We start from the raw sequence: 18,736 nt of genomic DNA on the forward strand, positions 1-18,736 counted from the left end.
TCGTCAACAGGTGTGGGGCGCCCAGTAGTAGGTGCTGATGGTCGGGTTGTAGCCCGGGTTGGCGTACTTGGCGCGGTAGAGCCGGCCTTGGTAGGTGACGATGCTGCCGGCGGCGTACTGGCGTCCCTGCACCCAGTTGGGGAAGCTGCAGGCCGGAGCCGGAGCCGGAGCCGGAGCCGGAGCCGGAGCCGGCGCAGGCGCGGGTGCAGGTGCAGGTGCAGGTGCAGGTGCAGGTGCAGGTGCAGGTGCAGGTGCAGGCGCAGGCGCAGGCGCAGGCGCAGGCGCAGGCGCAGGCGCGCAGTTGTGCAACGCCCACAGGCTCGGCGTCCACTCCGGGGGTGAGTTCACGTTCCAGGCGTTCGCGCTGTTGGCCGTGGCGATGTAGAACGTGCCGAGGCGCGTGACGGTGTCGCCCGGCAGGTAGCGCGTCGTCGTATTCCACGTGGGGAAGGTGCAACTCGGTGCGGGTGCGGGTGCCGGAGCCGGTGCCGGTGCCGGAGCGGGAGCCGGAGCGGGAGCCGGAGCCGGAGCCGGAGCCGGTGCCGGAGCCGGAGCCGGAGCAGGTGCTGGAGCAGGTGTCGGCGCAGGTGCTGGAGCAGGTGCTGGAGCAGGTGCTGGAGCAGGTGCTGGAGCAGGTGCTGGAGCAGGTGCTGGAGCGGGTGCTGGAGCAGGTGCCGGAGCAGGTGCCGGAGCAGGTGCCGGAGCAGGTGCCGGAGCAGGTGCTGGAGCGGGTGCCGGAGCCGGTGCCGGAGCGGGAGCCGGAGCCGGAGCCGGAGCGGGCGCTGGCGCGGGCGCACAGCTATGCACCGCCCAGAGGCTCGGCGTCCACTCGGGCGGCGAGTTCACGTTCCAGGCGTTCGCACTGTTCGCAGTGGCGATGTAGTAGATGCCAAGGCGCGTGACGATATCGCCGGGCAGGTAGCGCGTCGTGGTGTTCCAGGCGGGGTACGCACAGCTAGGAGCCGGAGCCGGAGCCGGAGCCGGAGCCGGAGCCGGAGCCGGAGCCGGAGCCGGAGCCGGAGCCGGAGCCGGAGCCGGAGCGGGAGCGGGAGCGGGAGCCGGCGCAGGTGCAGGTGCAGGTGCAGGTGCAGGTGCAGGTGCAGGTGCAGGTGCGCCCGCCGACACCACCGCATCGACGGCTTCGCTCGGCGAGCTTTCGCCCTGGCCGTTGGCGGCACTCACGCGGTAGTAGTAGGTGCCGGCGGTAAGTCCGGTGTCGGTGAAGCTGGTGGCCGTGATGCCGGTGCGGTAGGGCTGCGAGCCGAGCTCGTCGGGCGCGGTGCCGCGGTACAGGTTGTAGGAGGTCGCGCCCGTGCTGCCGGTCCAGTTCAGATCGACGCGGTCGGCTCCGGCGCTCGCCTGCAGATTGGTGGGCACCGGCAGCGCGTCGCTGAGGAAGCGGGCGAGCACGTTCCGCGTGGTCTGCTTGACCGCCTCGTCCTCGAGGTTGCGCCAGCCGTAGTTGTCCAGGCCCCAGTTCCACTGCATGGATCCGGTGGCGAACACCACGGAGCCGCTGGCGGTGGTGTAGGTGGTCACCTGCGACCCGCCCCAGGGGTCGGGAGACTCCGCAAGCCGGCGCAGCCCGCGTGGCGAGTAGCCGTTGTCGAACACTGCGTCGGTCTCATAGCCCAGGAGGCCGCGAAAGCGCGTGCCCGCGACGACGCCGGTACCGCCGAAGCTCCAGTGTCCGGGCTCGGACACCACGAGGTCGCCGTTGAACGGGTCGCCGTGGTACATGACGCCCACCAGGCCGTTCTCGGGCTGCGCGATCGGATCGACCACGCCGAACACCGGCCGAAGGTCGCGATAGCGCGCGGTGATGAACTTGTCGTTGGAGGGATCGCCGTCCAGCGCCAGCGGGTCCTGGCTCTGCGCGGCTTCCTTGTAGGCGACGATGGTGCGATCGGGCGCGCCACCGGCGCCCGGCTCCAGGCGGATCTGCCAGTAGGTCTGGTTGGCCGAGAAGAAGCCCAGGTGCACGCCCTGGGCCTGCGCCTGGTGCACGCCCTCCTTCATGCGATAGGACCAGTATTCGTCGTGCCCGGCTACCAGGAAGGCCTTGTGCCGCCCGAGCCGCTGGGGGTCGGCATGCACGTCGAGGTTGGTGAGGTAGCTGACGTCGTAGCCCTCGCGCTCCAGGAAGCGCAGGAAGTAGATCTCCCAGTTGAGGAACTTCCCCGTGCCGGCATCGGCCCAGCCCTGGCGCTTGTACGGCCGGTTGAAGGACACCTTGCGCGCCGGTGCGCCGCCGCTGTTGTAGGGGTAGAGCGACTTGCCGCCCCAGTTGTTGTATGCCTGGTGCGTGGTGACCGCGCTCTGGAACGCGAAGGGCGCGGTCGAGCTGTCGTCGCGCACGACGAACATGATGTAGCTCTGCGAACCGGTGCTCGGTGTGAGCTTTGCCAGGTAGACGCCGGTCGCCCAATCGGTCTTGTCGCTGCTGTTGGGGATGGTGAGGCGATACGACTCCGACCACTGCGCTTCGATCAGGCCCGTGGTGGGGTCGGGCGTGGGCAGGGGCTGGCGCACACCGGTCAGCGTGACGCTGTGCATCCGGCGCGCGCCTGCTCCGCCGTACCAGCCCATGCGGTAGATCGTGAGGGTGTAGGTCGGCGCGGCGCTGTTCACGAAGAACCGGATGGTCTCGCCCCGGTTGACGCTGGTGTGCGAGGCATAGCCCTCCACCGTCGGGTTGTCGGCAAGGGCCGTGAGCGGCCAGTCGCTGTCGCCGCGCTTGGCGTTCTCCAGGCGGATCACGTTGGAGGGCTGCTGCGCCCAACCCAGCGTGGTCAATGCAAGCGTCACCGCTCCGATGCTGATGCGCAGAGCGCTCTTGGCCATGCACTGTCTCCCTGTCATTTCTACCAATCGATCAGCCCGGCCAAAGACCGACTCTGCTAGTGAAGTTCGGCCATTGTGCGGAGTAGATCGGTCGGCTCAAGCGCGACAGCGTGTGCAATAGCCCGATCGGGCCAGGCTCGAGCGGGGCAGGGAAGATCGATCGCAGGTGCGAGGTGAACCTTCGAATGAAGCCGACGCGGAGCCGAATACCCGGCCGCCGGGTTCCGTCAGCGCGGCTGCATGTCGCCCGACGACAGCCGCTCGACCCCCTGTGCCGTGGGCAGCCGCACGAGCAGCGCGCGCGCTACCGCGGCTGCGGCGATCGGGCGCCAACCGCGGGGGACCAGCGGCCCCAGCGCCCGGCTCAGACGCAAGCCCCAACGCTCGCCAGGCCGCTCGGGCTGGCCGAGGGCCGGGCGGTCACCCACCAGAAGAGAAGGGCGCGCGATGACCAGCGCATCGCAGCGCAGAGCGGCCAGTGCATCTTCGAGTTCGCCCTTGACGCGGTTGTAGAACACGCGCGAGCGGGCGTCCGCGCCCAGGGCACTCACGAGCGCGATGCGGCGTGCCCCCGCGGACATGGCCGCGCGGGCCACAGCCAGGTTCGCATCGTGGTCGATCGCCCGGAAGGCGGTTCGACTGCCGGCCGCGGCGATGGTGGTGCCCAAAGCCAGGTACGCCTCGTCGAGCGTGTGCGGCAGGGCGGCCGCAACCGACTTCGGATCGTGGAAATCGACCAGGTGCACCGCGAGCTTCGGGTGCTGGTGCGGCAGCGGCCGACGCACCAGCGCGTGCACGGCGCCGACCGAGGCGTCGTGCAGCAGCCCGTCGAGCAGCTCGCGCCCTACCAGGCCGGTCGCGCCGGCCACGGCAACGACGCGGGTGCGCTGGCGCGGCTTGGCGAGCTCTGCGGCCCCTGCGGCATCGGCATCCTTGGGGCCAGTGGGGGCCGTGGCATCGGCGCGGTCTTGCATCGGGCTCATGGGAAGCTCCAGTGGGGCAGGCGTGCACCCGGCGCGGCAGTGTAGGGCCGCAAGCATTACGTCTTGAAGCACATCCGGGACGCTGGCTCAGCAGCGGCTTCCTAGAATTGCGCACGCCAGCTGAACTGGATAGCGCGCCATGCGCAGACACGAGGAGAAGAAAATCATGAAGAACCTATCTGCCAGCTTGTCCAAGCTGTTGCGCGGCGCAGCTTGCGCCGCCGCGTGCGGACTGTCTGCCCTCCCGGCCGTCGCCGACCTCGGCACCGCCATCGGGGGCGGCCTGGGGGGTGCCGCTGGTGCCGCAGTGGGCAAGGAAGTCGGAGGCAAGGACGGCGCCGTCATTGGCGGGGCGATCGGCGGGGCGCTTGGCGCGGGCACCACCACCTCCGGCTCCGGCCAGAAAGGTGCCATTGTGGGCGGCGCGCTGGGCGGCGCGGCCGGTGCGGCGGTCGGGCAGCAGGTCGGCGGCGGCACCGGGGCGGTAATCGGGGCCGGTGCGGGTGGGGCCGTTGGCGCCGAACTTGGGCGATCCATGACCCAGAAGAAGCCGACGACGGGTGCCGCGACACCGGTGATACCCGTACAGGCGATGGCCCCTGCAGTCGTGGTGCAGCAGCCGCATCGCCATGGCCGCAAGCACAAGCACGGCCGGCCCCCCGGGCGGGCGGTGGGATGGGACAAGAACCACCGGCATTGAGGCTCAGCCGGCCAGGGCCGGAGCGGCGCACAAGGTGACGCGTAGGCGCTCGCCTACAGGCCGGCGGCGCAAATGCTGATTGGATGGCGCGACCTTGTCGGGCTACCGTTCAGGCCATGAGTACCCAACCCGCACCCCTCGCCCAACTGGTCGGCAGCTGTTTCGTGGACCGCAGCGGTCATCGGTGGTGGGTCAAGGGACCGCGGCCCGGCTCGCGCGGGCAGTACCTGGTGGAGGCCCAGATGGAAGGCAACTACCAGCGTGTGGCCCTGTATGTCATGACCGACCGCGAGTTTCAGGCGCACGCGCACGCTGCAGAGCTCACGCTGGACCGCTCGCAGCGCGCAACGTCCCACTGAGCCACGCCGCGGCAACCTGCTGCCCGGGACGCCCACGGCGCCGGGCGTGGGTCCACCCGATATCTCAGGACAGGCCGCTGACCGGAATGGCGGCCCCGTGCACCGCGCGCGCCGCCGGCGACGCCAGGAACCGGATCACCTGCGCCAGCTCGTCGGGTGCGACCCAGCGTGACGGGTCGGCGTCGGGCATGGCCCGGCGGTTCTCCGGCGTATCGATGATCGAGGGCAGCACGCAGTTGACGTTGATGCCGTGCTCGCGCAGTTCGCCGGCCATCGATTCGGTCAGGCGCATCACCACCGACTTGGCGGCCGCGTAAGCACCCATGTGTGCACCGCCACGCACGGCGGCGCCCGCCGCCACGTTCACCACCTGGCCGCCGCCCTGGCGCAGCAGGACCGGGACCGCCGCGCGCGTCAGGTTGAGCAGCGTGCGGGCGTTCAGGCCCATCATCTGCTCCCAGGTCGCGTCGCTGGTCTCGTGCACCGCCTCGCCCATGTGAAAGCCCCCGGCCAGATTGCAGACCACGTCGATGCCGCCGAAGCGCGCCAGCGCGGCATCGACCGCCGCCTGCGCCGAAGTCTGCTGCAGCAGGTCGGTCGGCGCGGGCAGCACCTCCGCGCCCTGCAGGGCAGCGGCACAGAGCTCCAGTGCGTCGCTGCGCAAATCCACCAGAACAAGGTGCTCACCGTCCGCAGCGAAGGCACGCGCCACGGCGCTACCGAGATTGCCTGCCGCGCCACTGATCATCACCACTCGGGATGCCTGTGCCATGGCTCACTGCTCCTTGCTACGCGTGCGGTGGTATTCGCCCGTGCCGCGCGTGAGGACGGTGTCCGCGGCGAGCACATCCCCCGGCTCGTATTCGGGCCCGGACCCGAGGCGCTCGTACAGAGGTGCGAAGTCGATGCGCGACAACTCCAGCAGCTCGTCCAGGTCGTCGAGCACGAAATAGGTTTCCTGGAAATCGTCGATGCGGTAGCGGGTGCGCATCACGCGCTCGAGGTCGAAGCCGATGCGGTTGGGCGAAGCGCTCTCCAGGCAGAAGCGGCTCTCGGTGTACGACGATGCGATGCCCGCTCCGTAGATGCGAAGACCGTCGCTCTGGCGCAGCAATCCGAACTCCACGGTGTACCAGTAGACCCGCGCGAGCTGCGGCAGGCGGCCCAGGCGCTGCGCCCGCAGCCCGCCCTGGCCGTAGGCCTGGATGTAGTCGGCGATCACCGGGTTCATCAGCATCGGAACGTGCCCGAAGACGTCGTGGAACACGTCCGGCTCCTCGAGGTAGTCGAGCTGGTGTGCCTTGCGGATGAAGTTGCCGGCCGGAAAGCGCCGATTCGCCAGGTGCTCGAAGAAGACATCGTCGGGCACCAGCCCCGGCACCGCCACGATCTGCCAGCCGGTGCGCTGCATCAGCACGTCGGAAAGACGGCGGAAGTCGGGAATCTGGTCAGGGCCGATCGGCAGATCCTGCATGCCGCGCACGAACGCATCGCAGGCGCGGCCCGGCAACAGCCGCGTCTGCCGATCGAACAGGGTCTTCCACACGGCATGCTCTTCGGCCGTGTAGCGTTCCCAGCCCTGCGCGATGGTCCAGTCGCTGCGCTCCGGCGGGGCGGGCTGTTCGCCGGCCGCAAGCCCGTGCTTGGCATCCGGCTCCGGCGTATGGGGGGCGGCTTCGGTTCGGTTCACGGCGTGTCTCCTTCGCTCGGCACCTTCGAGGGCCTGATCGTACGCATCGTGCCGGCGAGGCGCTGCACGAAATCTGTGAATGCACGAGCGATGCCTCTCACCGGCGCACGAAAGCTGCGCGGCGGGTCGGCGCGAGAGGCTCAGCGGCACAAGCCGCGCGCCAAAGGCGCCGGCTCGGGCGTGTACGATGGGCCGCACGGTCGAACCCCTCGGCGCGAAAGGAAGTACGTGAGTTCCAACAACAAGTTTCAGAGCTGGCTGGACGGAGACCGCGATGCACGCCTGGCCGAGCAGGCCGCCTTCGAGGCCTCCGGCGCGGCCGATGTCTCGGAAGCCGATTTTTCGAAGCTCCTGACGACCGTGTCCGAACTGCGCGGCGAGGCGACGCAGCGATTCGTCTCGGCGATGCGCAGCCGTCGTCCGGACTGAGGCGCCTTGGGCTGCGCACTGCGGCCCGTGGCAGGGAGTTCGCACTGCGCCGCGAGGCCTGCGAGCGCCTCACGGCGCGGTGATGTGCGTGAGCCCCGAAGCGCGGGCAGGCGCCTGCGAGGCTGTTCGTGGCATGCACGCAGGAGGGGCTTGCCCGCCCCGAAGAGGATCAGTGCTGCGGCACCGTGCCGCGCCAGGCGCCGGTTTCGTGCCCACGCTCTTCCAGCAGTTCCTTGAAGCGTTCGAGGTTGCCCTTGGCGGTCTTCTTGACGCCGCCGACCGCGTCGCCTACGCGCTCGGCCATGGTCTCCGGCTCGTAGTCCATCTGCAGCATCACGCGGGTGCGCTGGTCGGAAATCTTGTGGAAGGTGACCACGCCCGCGTTGTGCACGCCACCGGTGCTGCGCCAGGCGATCCGCTTGTCGGGAATCTGTTCCGTGATCTCCGCCACCCATTCCTTGGGTTTGCCCGCCACGGTGGCACACCAGCGCAGGTGGGTGTCGTCAAGTTGTTTCACTTCGGTGACGCTGTCCATGAACTTGGGAAAGTCCTCGAACTGCGTCCACTGGTTGTACGCGGTGCTGGCCGGCACATCGACATCGATCGAAGCCGACACCGAGGAGCCTGCATCGGGGCCGCGCATTTTCTTCATCTGCTTCGAAAGGAGCAGGCCGCCGACAGCGAGTGCGGCCATGGTTACGAGTCGTCCCATCTGATTTCAACCTCCAAGAAATAGAACAAGCCGCGGAATTGCGGTGATGTGGGGTGCGGTGCATGGTGCCCGCGCCGCTTCCCGCTGTTGGCAACAGAGTGAAAAACCGAACTCGGCAGTTGATACCGCGCGGTTGCACGGCGGGTTCGAGTGAGCACCGATGCGTGCGCACCCGAGCGGCCCGATGCGCCAAGTGCCGCTATCCGCGGGGCGTGAGCGTCTCGAGCAGCCGCAGGAGTGGCTTGGCTGGTGCGGGACTCGGCAGGACGGCGTGCAGCTGGAGTGCGCGGAGTTCGCCGCACGCGGACGGGTCGGCTGCCGCCAGCAGCACCGCCGCCGCTGTTCGGGGGTCGGAGCGGATGATGTGGCACGCATCGCGCGCGGGGCCCGGCGCGAGTTCCAGGATGATGATTTCGGGAACGAAGCTGCCCAGCTGGTGTGGCAGGTCGCACAGGCGCCAGCAGGTGCGCACCTGGTGGCCATGCATGGTGAGGATGTCCGCGAGGGCCTCGCCTGCACGCTCTTGATCTTGTACGACGAGAACGCGTCGTCCGGAATGCATGATCGAAGCCATTCGCTGTGACAAAACTCATCAAAAGGACGATGTGTGCGCCTGTGCGGCAGTGACGCCGGACCCGGGCCGCTTTTGAGGCACACTCGCCCCGGCAGTTTGCTGGACCAGCGTAGCACCATGCGGGGGCGCTGCACCAGTGAAGCACTTCAATCGACATCGCCGACCCATTCGGTCACTCGGGCCGTGGGAATGGAACTCAAGCTACAACACTTTCGGGCGCTCGTCAGCGTCGCTGACGCCGGCAGCATCCGGGCGGCAGCCCGCAGCAGCGGAGTCACCCAGGCCGCCCTCACGCGGTCGCTGCAGGAAGCCCAAGGCGTCATCGACGAACCCCTGTTCGACCGCGAAGACGGCCGGCTCGTGCTGACTCCGGCCGGAGAGGTCGTGCTCTCGACTGCGCGCACCATCACCCGCGCCATGAACGCAACGGCCGAGGAGCTCACCCGGCTGGCGGACAGCCGAAGGCAGCGGGTCTCGGTGGCGGTGGCGCAGCCCCTCGGCTGCAAGGCCGTGCCGCAGGCGCTGCGGTGGTTTCGGGCCCGGTACGCCGGGCCCCGGCTGTCCCTCTACGATCCTTCCAGCATGGACGCCATCTCAGGGCTGCGCACCGGGCTGCTCGACTTTGCTGTGATCGAGGAGACGACCGGCGCCCGCGAAGACGAGTTCCAGCAGGATGTGGTCGGCAGCTTCGCGTGTTCGGTGGTTGCCAGGCGCGGCCACCCGCTCATCGACGCCTGCTCGCCGGAGGGGGCCGCCGACTTCGAGTGGATCTGCCCGGGCACCCAGGGTGCGATAGCGTCCGAGCGTTTCCTGCGCCTGTTCGACGCCGCCGAGCTGCCCCGGCCGCGCCGCTTCATCCATGCCGACTACTTCGTCGCGACGCAACTCGTGGCGGCCGGCGACGCGCTCACCGTACTGCCGCAGGCCCTGCTGGGGGAATTCGGCCTCGACCAACTGGCGGTCCTCGAGCTGTTGCAGCCGCCCGCGTTGACCCTTGCGGTGGTGCGCAGGCGCGATCTCCCGCTCTCCGATTCCAGTGAGTACCTCGCCGAATGCATCGTCGAGGCGGCGCGCGCCCTATGACGGTGGGCGCGCGCAAGGCCGATCCGAAGCTGCATCATTTCAAGGCCCTGGTCGAAGTAGTCGATAGCGGAGGCATCCGGGCGGCGGCCCGCAGACTCGGCGTCACCCAGGCGGCACTGGCCAAGCGGATGCAGGCCCTGGAAGAAGCGGCCGGGCAACCGTTGCTCATTCACCGCCATGGCGGCGTCACGCCGACCGAGGCGGGGGAGGCGCTGCTGCGCCACGCACGGTTCATCCTGCGCAAGTTGACGAGTCTGGAAGCCGAGCTGGCCATGCTCAAGGGCGAGCCCGGCGGACGGGTGGCCGTTTCCGTGACGCCGGCGATTGCGGGCAAGCGGCTGCACCGGGTGGTCGCCGCATTCCGCGCGGACCATCCCGGCATCCGGCTCGTGCTCGGCCAGTCCACCACGGGCGTGGCGCTCGCAGGGTTGCGCGATGGCTCCCGCGACCTTGCCGTCATCGACGAGCCGGGCGAACTGGATGCGCAGCTGGCGGCGCATCCCTTGGCAGCCATCGCGCAGGTGCCCGTGGTGCGCACAGACCACCCCATCCTGCGCCATCCCACCGCCGAGGCGCTGAGTCGCCTGCAGTGGATCAAGTCGCGCATGCCCGACGGGCTCGAGGCCGGGCGCTTGCGCGCTGCGTTCCGCGCTGCCGGCGTATCGCCTCCCGAGCAGATCATCGACTGCGACCCACTGATCGCGATGGCCCTGGTGGGCGAAAGCGATGCCGTCGCCCTGGTGCCGGAATCCTCGCTTCCCGAACTCGTCGCGGGCGGTCTGGCTCCGGTGCGGGCGCCGGGGCTGCACCTTCCGTCGCGGCGGCACGCGCTGGTCGCGCTCTCGGGCGTAGCGCTCACAGCCCCCGCGGCCTCCTTCCGAGAGTGCCTCCTGCAGGTCTACGGCGCCGCCGGGAACCAGGTGTATCCGCGGTGGGAGTAGGGCGCCGGCAGGCTGCGCCCCGGAATCGGGTGAACGCGTTCGCTTTTTGGCATCTTCCTCAAGCGCGGCACTCGGCGTAAGGTAAAGCTCATCAGAAAGAGGTTGCTCGAACTCTCCACCCCATGACGCCCACGGGACGACTCCCGGTTGCACGGAGCACAAAGTGTTCAAGACCTCTCGATTCGACGGCTCGTCCCAGGGAGACGAGTCCCCAGCCCGTGACGAAGAAGCACGGGAGCGACGCCGCATTGCACGGCTCCATGCGCTCGATCTGCTGGACACCGGACCGGAGCCCGTACTGGACCGCTTCACCACGCTGGCCGCATCGATCACCGCCGAACCCATCGCACTGATCTCGCTGATCGATCGCCATCGCCAGTGGTTCAAGGCCGCCGTCGGCCTTGGGCAGGGCGACCAGACCTCCCGCGAAGATTCGTTCTGTACCCACGCGGTGGCCGGCGACGCGGATCTGCTGGTGGTGGAGGACGCCTTGCTGGACGAGCGGTTTTGCAACAAGCCCGCCGTGCTCGGAGCGCCGCACATCCGGTTCTATGCGGGTGCCCCGCTCATCATGCCGGGAGGCGAGCGCATCGGGACGCTCTGCGTAGCGGGTCCGACCCCGCGCCGCCTGCTCGACCGAGAGCGTGGGTTGCTGGTCGAACTGGCCCGAGCCGTGGTGCACACGCTGCTGCTGCGCGAAAGCGAGCGCGACGTCTCGCGCAAGTTCATCGAGCGCAGCGAACTGCTGGACTCGGTCATCGAGCACCTGCCGCAGGGCCTCCTGGTGCTGGACGGCGACCGCAGGCACGTCGTGAGCAACCGGCGCATGCAGCACCTGCTGGACATCCCGTCGGAACTGCTGCTGCCGGGAACGCCATTCGAGTCGATGGTCCGGTACGCCGCCGCGACGGGGGAGTACGGCAGCGGCAGCACCGAGGCCACCGTCGGCGAGGTGATCGGGCGGGCGCTGTCCGTGCCGGACGGTGCCACCCGCGAGCACACGCGCCCGGACGGCACCATCTTGCAGATGCAAGCGTCGCGCAATACCCAGAGCGGATGGCAGATCCTCACCTATTCGGACGTCACTGCCGAGCGGCGCGCGGCCCTGCTGGCCGACGAGCGCCTGCGCCAGGCCATGCAGGCCGCGCAGCAGGCCAGCCTCGCCAAATCCAGCTTCGTTGCGACGATGAGCCACGAGATCCGCACGCCGATCAACGGCGTGATCGGGCTCGCGCAGATGCTCGCGCAGGCCGAGCTTCCGCCGCGCGAGAAGGACTACGTGGCGATGATCGAAAGCTGTGCCAAGAGCCTGCTCGCACTCGTGAACGATGTTCTCGACCTGTCGAAGATCGAAGCGGGCCAGATGCGTCTGGCGGCGGTGCGGTCCGACGTCCATGCCCTCGTGGGCGAACTCGCGACGCTCTACGAAGCGACGGCGCGCGAGCAGGGGTTGTCTTTCCGGCTTTCGATCGCACCGGACGTTCCGCGCTTTGCCACGCTCGATGAAAACCGCCTGCGGCAGGTGCTGCTCAACCTGCTGGGCAATGCACTGAAGTTCACGCCGTCCGGCTCGGTGTCGCTCGTGCTGTCGGGCGCTGCGTCGGTGCAGCCCGGTCTTCGTTTCGAGGTGATCGACACCGGCATCGGCATCGCTGCGCACGAGCAGTCGCGGCTGTTCAGCCGTTTCCACCAGATCGACAGTTCGGCCAGCCGCAAGTACCGGGGCAGCGGCCTGGGGCTGGCGATCGCCCAGGAGCTCGCCCAACTGATGGGAGGTCGCCTGTCGGTGCGCAGCGAACCGGACGTGGGATCGAGCTTCGCGCTGGAGGTCCCGTACGCGGTCTGCGAAAGCGAGCCCGCGCCGGTCGCTGCGCCTCCTGTGGCGTTGGCCGTGCAGCCCAGCGCGCGCGTCCTGCTGGTCGAGGACGATCCGGTGAACCAGATCGTGTCGATGGCCATGCTGGAAAAGATCGGCATCCGCGATGTCGTCGTGGCGGAGAACGGATGCGAGGCGCTCGAGCGCGCCGCCCTCGGCGGGTTCGACCTGGTCCTCATGGACTGCCAGATGCCTGTTCTCGACGGCCTGGAGGCCACGCGCCGATTGCGCGCAGCCGGCTTCGAGGCGCCCATCGTCGCCTTGACGGCCGGTGCCGGCCTGCGCGACCGTGAGACCTGCATGGAAGCCGGGATGAACGACTATCTCGCCAAGCCCGTCATCCTGGACGAGTTCGCCGCCATCGTGGGCCACTGGCTGGCCATCGCCGCGAGAACGCGCGCGTCGCAGGCGTGAGCTCCCCGCACCCCCGGCACGGCTTGCCCGAGCCGGGTTCCATGCGCGTGGCAGAACTGGCGCCCGGCGCCCCCGAACCCGCTTAGACTGACGCGGCCGCACCACCCTCGCGGCTTTGCCTCGGCGCGCAAGCGGCCCACCCGCCAGCCTGTGCGCCGGTTCATCAACCTGTGCGCATCACCAATGCGCGGGAGCGATGCATGAGTCAGCACCAGGCCTTGCGCTTGCATGTGCCCGAACCTTCCGGCCGTCCCGGCTGTTCCACCGACTTTTCCTATCTCCGTGTCTCCGAAGCGGGCGCCGTGCGAAGGCCGCCGGTGGACACCAGCCATTTCGACACGGCCGACCTGGCCTACGACCTGATCCGCGTGCTCGACCGCGAAGGCCGTGCCGTCGGCCCCTGGGCGCCCGAGGTCGGAACGGGCCAGTTGCGCAAGGGGTTGAGGGCGATGATGAAGACGCGTGCCTTCGACGCCCGCATGCAGATCGCGCAGCGCCAGAAGAAGATCTCTTTCTACATGCAGTGCCTCGGCGAGGAAGCCATCGCCGTCGCGCACGCCCAGGCGCTCGAGCCCGGCGACATGTGCTTTCCCACCTACCGCCAGCAGGGCCTGTTGCTCTCCCGTGACGACGTTCCGCTGGTCGAGCTGATCTGTCAGCTCATGAGCAACGAACGCGACCCTTTGAAGGGCCGTCAGCTGCCGGTGATGTACTCGTACAAGCGCGCCGGCTTCTTCTCGATCTCGGGCAACCTCGCCACCCAGTTCATCCAGGCGGTGGGCTGGGCCATGGCCTCGGCCATCAAGGGGGACACACGCATCGCCTCGGGCTGGATCGGCGATGGGGCCACGGCCGAGGCCGACTTCCACACCGCGCTCACCTTCGCCCACGTCTACCGCGCACCGGTGGTGCTGAACGTGGTCAACAACCAGTGGGCGATCTCCAGCTTCCAGGCCATCGCCGGCGGCGAGGCGACCAGCTTCGCCGCGCGCGGGGTGGGCTGCGGTATCGCGTCGCTGCGGGTGGACGGCAACGACTTCCTCGCCGTCCTGGCCGCCTCGCGCTGGGCCGCCGAGCGGGCTCGCAGCAACCTGGGGCCGACGCTGATCGAATGGGTCACCTACCGCGCGGGGGCGCACTCCACCTCGGACGATCCGTCCAAGTACCGCCCCGCGGACGACTGGGAGCGCTTCCCGCTGGGCGATCCGATCCAGCGGCTCAAGCAGCATCTGGTGGGCCTGGGCGCGTGGTCCGAGCAGGAGCACGAGCAGGTGCGCCTGGAACTCGAGGCCGAAGTGGGCGCTGCGCTCAAGGAAGCCGAGCGCCACGGCACGCTGCTCGACGGACACATCCCGAGCGCCGCGACGATGTTCGAAGACGTCTACGCCGAGATGCCCGCACACCTGCGCCGGCAGCGGCAGGAACTGGGGATCTGATGCCATGCTGAAAAAGATCGACAACGCGGCGGTGGAAACCGCCGCCGGACAGAAGCGCCCCATGACCATGATCCAGGCCTTGCGCTCGGCCATGGACGTCATGATGGAGCGCGACGACAACGTCGTCGTGTTCGGCCAGGACGTGGGCTATTTCGGCGGCGTGTTCCGCGTCACCGAAGGGCTGCAGGCCAGGTACGGCACCTCGCGCTGCTTCGATGCGCCGATCAGCGAAGGCGGCATCGTGGGCGTGGCCGTGGGCATGGCGGCCTACGGGCTGCGGCCGGTGGCCGAGATCCAGTTCGCCGACTACTTCTATCCGGCGTCCGACCAGATCGTGTCCGAGGCGGCGCGCCTGCGCTTTCGCTCGGCCGGCGACTTCACCTGCCCGCTGACGCTGCGCATGCCCTGCGGCGGCGGCATCTACGGCGGCCAGACCCACAGCCAGAGCCCCGAGGCGCTGTTCACGCACGTCTGCGGCCTGCGCACCGTCATCCCCAGCAACCCGTACGACGCCAAGGGCCTGCTCATCGCGGCCATCGAGTGCGACGATCCGGTGATCTTTCTGGAGCCCAAGCGCCTGTACAACGGCCCCTTCGACGGCCACCACGACCGGCCGGTGGTGCCGTGGTCCAAGCATGCGCTGGGCAACGTCCCCGAGGGCTACTACACGGTACCCCTGGACGCGGCGGCCGTGGTCCGCCCCGGCTCGCAGCTCACCGTGCTGACCTACGGGACCATGGTGTGGGTGTCGCAATGCGCGGCCGAGGAAACCGGCATCGACGCCGAGATCATCGACCTGCGCGCGATCTGGCCCATGGACCTCGACACCGTGCTCGCCTCGGTCAAGAAGACCGGCCGCTGCGTCGTGGTGCACGAGGCCACCCGCACCAGCGGCTTCGGCGCCGAGCTCGCGGCGCTGGTGCAGGAGCACTGCTTCTACCACCTGGAAGTGCCCATCGAGCGTGTCGCCGGCTGGGACACGCCGTATCCGCACGCCCAGGAATGGGCGTACTTTCCCGGTCCCGCCCGCGTCGGCGCGGCCTTTCAACGCGCGGTGGAGGCCTGAGGCATGGGCATGTATTCGATCAAGATGCCGGACATCGGCGAGGGCATCGCCGAGGTGGAGCTGGTCGCCTGGCGCGTGCGCCTGGGCGACACCGTCGAGGAAGACCAGGTGCTCGCCGACGTGATGACCGACAAGGCCACCGTCGAGATCCCGGCGCCGGTGCGCGGCACCGTGGCTGCGCTCGGCGGAGAGCCCGGCCAGGTGATGGCAGTCGGCTCGGAACTGATCCGGCTGGAGGTGCAAGGGGAGGGCAACCTCACCGGCTCCCGCGAAAGCCACGGAGCCGTCGGCGCTGCGCAAGCCGCGGCCGGGCAAGCACCCGCACGGGAAGCGGCACGGGACACGGCACATGAGGAGCGTGCGCTGGAGCCCGCGCAGGCGCTGGCGCGGGAAGCCGGCACTCCGCCCATCCGAGAGCACGCAAGGGCGCAGACCGCCGAGCCCGCGCTGCCGCATCCGTCACCGGCGCGCACGCATGCCGAGACGGCCGGCGCGCGCAGCGAGGCACCGCCGCGACCGCGCGACGAGCGCGCACCGGGCAAGCCGGGCGTGGCACCGGCGCACACCCGGGCGCCGGGTGAGCGGCCCATCGCCTCGCCCGCGGTGCGGCGGCGCGCCTGGGACCTGGGCATCGAGCTGCAGTTCGTGCACGGCAGCGGCCCGGCAGGGCGCATCACCCACGAAGACCTCGACGTGTACCTCGCCGCACGCGGCCAGGCGCCCGTCGTCGGCACGAGCGGCCTGCGCCAGCGCCATGGCGAAGAGGCGGTGCCGGTGATCGGGCTGCGGCGCAAGATCGCGCAGAAGATGCAGGAGGCCAAGCGGCGCATCCCGCACTTCAGCTATGTCGAGGAGATCGATGTCACCGAGGTCGAGGCGCTGCGGGTGCAGCTCAACGCACGCTTCGGCGCTAGCCGCGGCAAGCTGACCCTGCTGCCCTTCATCGCCCGCGCGATGGTCGTCGCGCTCGACGAGTTCCCCCAGATGAATGCGCGCTTCGACGACGACGCCGGCGTCGTCACCCGACTGCACCCGGTGCACCTCGGCGTCGCGACCCAGACCGACGCCGGGCTGCTGGTGCCGGTCGTGCGCCATGCCGAGGCGCTCGATCTCTGGGGCATCGCACGGGAGGTCGCACGCCTGGCCGAGGCCGCGCGCAGCGGCAAGGCCGCGCGTGAGGAGCTCTCGGGCTCCAGCATCACGCTCACCAGCCTGGGGGCGCTCGGCGGCATCGCCAGCACGCCCGTCATCAACCACCCGGAAGTCGCCATCGTCGGCGTCAACCGCATCGTGGAGCGGCCGGTCTTCGTGGGCACCTCCGTCGTCGCACGACAGCTCATGAACCTGTCCTCCTCCTTCGACCACCGCGTGGTCGATGGCATGGACGCGGCCCGTTTCATCCAGGCGGTGCGCGCGCTGCTCGAGCGCCCTGCGCTGCTGTTCGTGGAGTGACGCCGATGAAGAACAAGAACACCACGCTTCTCGTGATCGGCGGCGGGCCAGGCGGCTATGTCGCGGCCATCCGGGCCGGCCAGCTCGGCGTGCCTACGGTGCTGGTCGAGGGCGAGCGGCTGGGGGGCACCTGCCTGAACATCGGCTGCATTCCCTCCAAGGCCCTGATCCACGCCGCCGACGAGTTCGAGCGGGCCTGCCGCTTCGCCGGCGACTCGGAGCTGGGGATCCGGGTCGAGTCGCCCGCCATCGACCTGCGCCAGACCATGCGCTGGAAGGACGGCATCACCAGCCGCTTCAGCACGGGAGTCGGCGGCTTGCTGCGCAAGGCCGGCGTGCAGGTGCTGCGGGGCTGGGGCCGCATCATCGACGGCAAGACCGTGGAGGTCACCGGCGACGACGAGCCGGTGCGCGTGCACTGCGAGCACCTGCTGCTGGCCACCGGCTCCGAGCCGGTGGCGCTGCCGCACCTGCCGTTCGGCGGGTCGGTCATCGGGTCTACCGAAGCGCTGTCCCTGCCCGAATGTCCGCAGCGGATGGTCGTGGTCGGCGCCGGCTACATCGGGCTCGAACTGGGGATGGCCTGGCGCAAGCTCGGCGCCGAAGTGGCGGTCGTCGAGAGCGCCTCGCGCATCCTGCCGGGCTACGACGAGGAACTTGCGCAGCCGGTGCTGGCCAGCCTGCGGCGCCTGGGCATCACGCTGCACCTCGACTGCACTGCCGAGGGACTGAGCGAGCCCGGCGACGGCCTGCGGGTGCGCAGCGCCAAGGCCGACGAGTTCGTGCTGCCGGCCGACCGGGTGCTGGTGGCCGTCGGGCGTAGGCCCCGCACCGAGGGCTTCGGCCTCGAATCGCTGGGCCTCGACATGCAGGGCCGCGCCCTGCGCATCGACGCCGAATGCCGCACCTCGATGCGCAACGTGTGGGCCATCGGTGACCTCACCGGCGAGCCCATGCTCGCGCACCGCGCCATGGCGCAGGGCGAGATGGTGGCCGAGATCGTGGCGGGCCGGCGGCGGCGCTTCGAGCCCTCGGCCATTCCTGCCGTGTGCTTCACGGACCCGGAGGTGGTGAGCGCCGGCCTGGCGCCCGCGCAAGCGGCCGCGCAGGGGCTGGACTGCCTGGTCGCGCAGTTCCCGTTCGCCGCCAACGGGCGTGCGCAGACGATGGAAGGCGGCGAGGGCTTCGTGCGGGTCGTGGCCCGCAAGGACACGCACGCCATCGTGGGCTGGCAGGCGGTCGGCCGCGGCGTGTCCGAGCTCAGCGCGGCGTTCTGCTATTCGCTGGAGATGGGATCGCGCCTGGAGGACGTGGCGGCCACCATCCACGCGCACCCGACGCTTGGCGAGGCCATGCAGGAGGCGGCCCTGCGGGCGCTGGGGCACGCGCTGCACATCTGAGCGGAGGTGGCCCAGTGACGGGTGCGGCGCGGCGCGATGGCGCTGCTGCGAGCCGCGATCCGGCCCGCCGTCACATGCCGCCTGCCGGTTCGTGCCCGGTGACGGGAGGTGGCTGGCACGCGAGATCCCGGTCACACGTGCGCGCCCCCGCCGGTGCGCAGCCGGTGGGATGATGGAGCGACGACAAACGGAAAGGGCAGGTCGCGTGGTGAAGGATGCGAGCGGTTTCTGGCTGGTGATGGGCGTTTCGGGAAGCGGCAAGTCGAGCGTGGCACAGGGGCTGGCCCAGCGGCTCGGCGGCGTGCTGCTGGATGCCGACGACTACCACCCGCGCCGCAACGTCGAGCGCATGCGCCAAGGGCAGGCGTTGGACGACGAGCACCGCTGGCCCTGGCTTGCAGCCGTGGCCGAGGCGGGCGTGCGGGCAGCCAGCGCGCGCCCCGAAGCGCCCGTGTTCATCGCCTGTTCGGCCCTCAAGCGCAGCTACCGCGACTTCCTGCGGGCGCGCCTGCCGGGGCTGCAGGTGCTCTATCTGCACGGCGACGAAGCCACCATCCGCGCGCGCATGGAGCGCCGCAGCGCACATTTCATGGCCGCTGGCATGTTGCGCAGCCAGTTTCAGGATCTGGAGCCGCCCGTGGGCGAGCCGGGAGTTGCAGCGGTCTCCATCGCAGCGCCGCTCGAGGACGTGCTGGCGCAGTGCGAGCGGTGGGCGCGGAGCGAGCCGGCCTGAGCAGAGTTCGCCCGGCCACGGGTTGCTGGCGCGTCTGGACACCA

The 18,736-nt window shown here is 69.8% G+C and carries 17 protein-coding genes; 11 read left to right on the top strand and 6 right to left on the bottom strand.

Translation table 11 applies throughout. The features are described from left to right. Positions 1 to 3 precede the first annotated feature (3 nt). A complete protein-coding gene (locus tag WG922_RS17765) occupies positions 4 to 2,844 on the bottom strand; it encodes a N,N-dimethylformamidase beta subunit family domain-containing protein (protein WP_340284135.1) in 2,841 nt (946 codons plus the stop codon). Positions 2,845 to 3,071: 227 nt separating this feature from the next. Further along, the gene (locus WG922_RS17770) at positions 3,072 to 3,827 is read right to left on the bottom strand and encodes an NAD(P)H-binding protein (protein ID WP_340284137.1); all 756 of its coding nucleotides are present in this window, start codon (positions 3,825 to 3,827) and stop codon (positions 3,072 to 3,074) included. Between the two features lie 166 nt (positions 3,828 to 3,993). On the opposite strand from WG922_RS17770, the gene WG922_RS17775 reads away from it, so the two are divergent. Together WG922_RS17775 and WG922_RS17780 are read left to right on the top strand one after the other, a co-directional pair. Next, on the top strand, positions 3,994 to 4,527 hold the full coding sequence (locus WG922_RS17775) for a glycine zipper domain-containing protein (RefSeq protein WP_340284138.1): 534 nt from the start codon (positions 3,994 to 3,996) through the stop codon (positions 4,525 to 4,527). A gap of 116 nt (positions 4,528 to 4,643) precedes the next feature. Beyond that, positions 4,644 to 4,886, top strand: coding sequence for a hypothetical protein (locus tag WG922_RS17780; RefSeq protein WP_340284140.1), 243 nt, complete (start codon positions 4,644 to 4,646; stop codon positions 4,884 to 4,886). Between the two features lie 64 nt (positions 4,887 to 4,950). Here the strand turns inward: WG922_RS17780 and WG922_RS17785 are convergent, their stop codons facing one another. Together WG922_RS17785 and phhA are read right to left on the bottom strand one after the other, a co-directional pair. Beyond that, positions 4,951 to 5,658: an SDR family NAD(P)-dependent oxidoreductase gene (locus WG922_RS17785; protein WP_340284141.1), complete on the bottom strand. Its 708-nt coding sequence runs from the start codon at positions 5,656 to 5,658 to the stop codon at positions 4,951 to 4,953. Positions 5,659 to 5,661: 3 nt separating this feature from the next. Further along, on the bottom strand, positions 5,662 to 6,576 hold the full coding sequence (phhA, locus tag WG922_RS17790) for a phenylalanine 4-monooxygenase (protein ID WP_340284142.1): 915 nt from the start codon (positions 6,574 to 6,576) through the stop codon (positions 5,662 to 5,664). A 3-nt stretch (positions 6,577 to 6,579) separates the two neighbouring features. Here phhA and WG922_RS17795 point away from each other — a divergent pair, with 3 nt between their 5' ends. Continuing rightward, positions 6,580 to 7,005 carry a hypothetical protein gene (locus tag WG922_RS17795; protein WP_340284143.1) on the top strand — a complete coding sequence of 142 codons (426 nt, stop codon included), beginning with the start codon at positions 6,580 to 6,582 and terminating at the stop codon, positions 7,003 to 7,005. Positions 7,006 to 7,174: 169 nt separating this feature from the next. On the opposite strand, the gene WG922_RS17800 is transcribed toward WG922_RS17795, so the two are convergent. Together WG922_RS17800 and WG922_RS17805 are read right to left on the bottom strand one after the other, a co-directional pair. Further along, positions 7,175 to 7,699: an SRPBCC family protein gene (locus WG922_RS17800; RefSeq protein WP_340284144.1), complete on the bottom strand. Its 525-nt coding sequence runs from the start codon at positions 7,697 to 7,699 to the stop codon at positions 7,175 to 7,177. Between the two features lie 217 nt (positions 7,700 to 7,916). Continuing rightward, the gene (locus tag WG922_RS17805; protein ID WP_340284146.1) at positions 7,917 to 8,279 is read right to left on the bottom strand and encodes a hypothetical protein; all 363 of its coding nucleotides are present in this window, start codon (positions 8,277 to 8,279) and stop codon (positions 7,917 to 7,919) included. A 201-nt stretch (positions 8,280 to 8,480) separates the two neighbouring features. Here WG922_RS17805 and WG922_RS17810 point away from each other — a divergent pair, with 201 nt between their 5' ends. From WG922_RS17810 to WG922_RS17845, 8 genes are all read left to right on the top strand, one after another. Beyond that, the gene (locus WG922_RS17810; protein WP_340284147.1) at positions 8,481 to 9,374 is read left to right on the top strand and encodes a LysR family transcriptional regulator; all 894 of its coding nucleotides are present in this window, start codon (positions 8,481 to 8,483) and stop codon (positions 9,372 to 9,374) included. Continuing rightward, positions 9,371 to 10,315 carry a LysR family transcriptional regulator gene (locus WG922_RS17815; protein WP_340284148.1) on the top strand — a complete coding sequence of 315 codons (945 nt, stop codon included), beginning with the start codon at positions 9,371 to 9,373 and terminating at the stop codon, positions 10,313 to 10,315. The genes WG922_RS17810 and WG922_RS17815 overlap by 4 nt, the downstream gene beginning before the upstream one ends. 163 nt (positions 10,316 to 10,478) lie before the next feature. Then, positions 10,479 to 12,605 carry a hybrid sensor histidine kinase/response regulator gene (locus WG922_RS17820; RefSeq protein ID WP_340284150.1) on the top strand — a complete coding sequence of 709 codons (2,127 nt, stop codon included), beginning with the start codon at positions 10,479 to 10,481 and terminating at the stop codon, positions 12,603 to 12,605. A gap of 200 nt (positions 12,606 to 12,805) precedes the next feature. Further along, positions 12,806 to 14,041: a 3-methyl-2-oxobutanoate dehydrogenase (2-methylpropanoyl-transferring) subunit alpha gene (locus WG922_RS17825; protein WP_340284151.1), complete on the top strand. Its 1,236-nt coding sequence runs from the start codon at positions 12,806 to 12,808 to the stop codon at positions 14,039 to 14,041. A 61-nt stretch (positions 14,042 to 14,102) separates the two neighbouring features. Continuing rightward, complete coding sequence (locus tag WG922_RS17830; RefSeq protein WP_340284179.1) at positions 14,103 to 15,107, top strand: alpha-ketoacid dehydrogenase subunit beta; 1,005 nt, start codon at positions 14,103 to 14,105, stop codon at positions 15,105 to 15,107. A gap of 3 nt (positions 15,108 to 15,110) precedes the next feature. Beyond that, complete coding sequence (locus WG922_RS17835) at positions 15,111 to 16,559, top strand: dihydrolipoamide acetyltransferase family protein (RefSeq protein WP_340284152.1); 1,449 nt, start codon at positions 15,111 to 15,113, stop codon at positions 16,557 to 16,559. 5 nt (positions 16,560 to 16,564) lie between these two features. After that, a complete protein-coding gene (gene lpdA, locus WG922_RS17840; RefSeq protein ID WP_340284154.1) occupies positions 16,565 to 17,959 on the top strand; it encodes a dihydrolipoyl dehydrogenase in 1,395 nt (464 codons plus the stop codon). A gap of 208 nt (positions 17,960 to 18,167) precedes the next feature. Continuing rightward, entirely contained in the window at positions 18,168 to 18,692 is a 525-nt protein-coding gene (locus WG922_RS17845) for a gluconokinase (RefSeq protein WP_340284156.1), read from the top strand. Positions 18,693 to 18,736: the final 44 nt, after the last annotated feature.

It is taken from the genome of Ramlibacter sp. AN1015 (assembly GCF_037726105.1).
In the GTDB taxonomy this organism is placed as follows: Bacteria; Pseudomonadota; Gammaproteobacteria; order Burkholderiales; family Burkholderiaceae_C; genus Ramlibacter.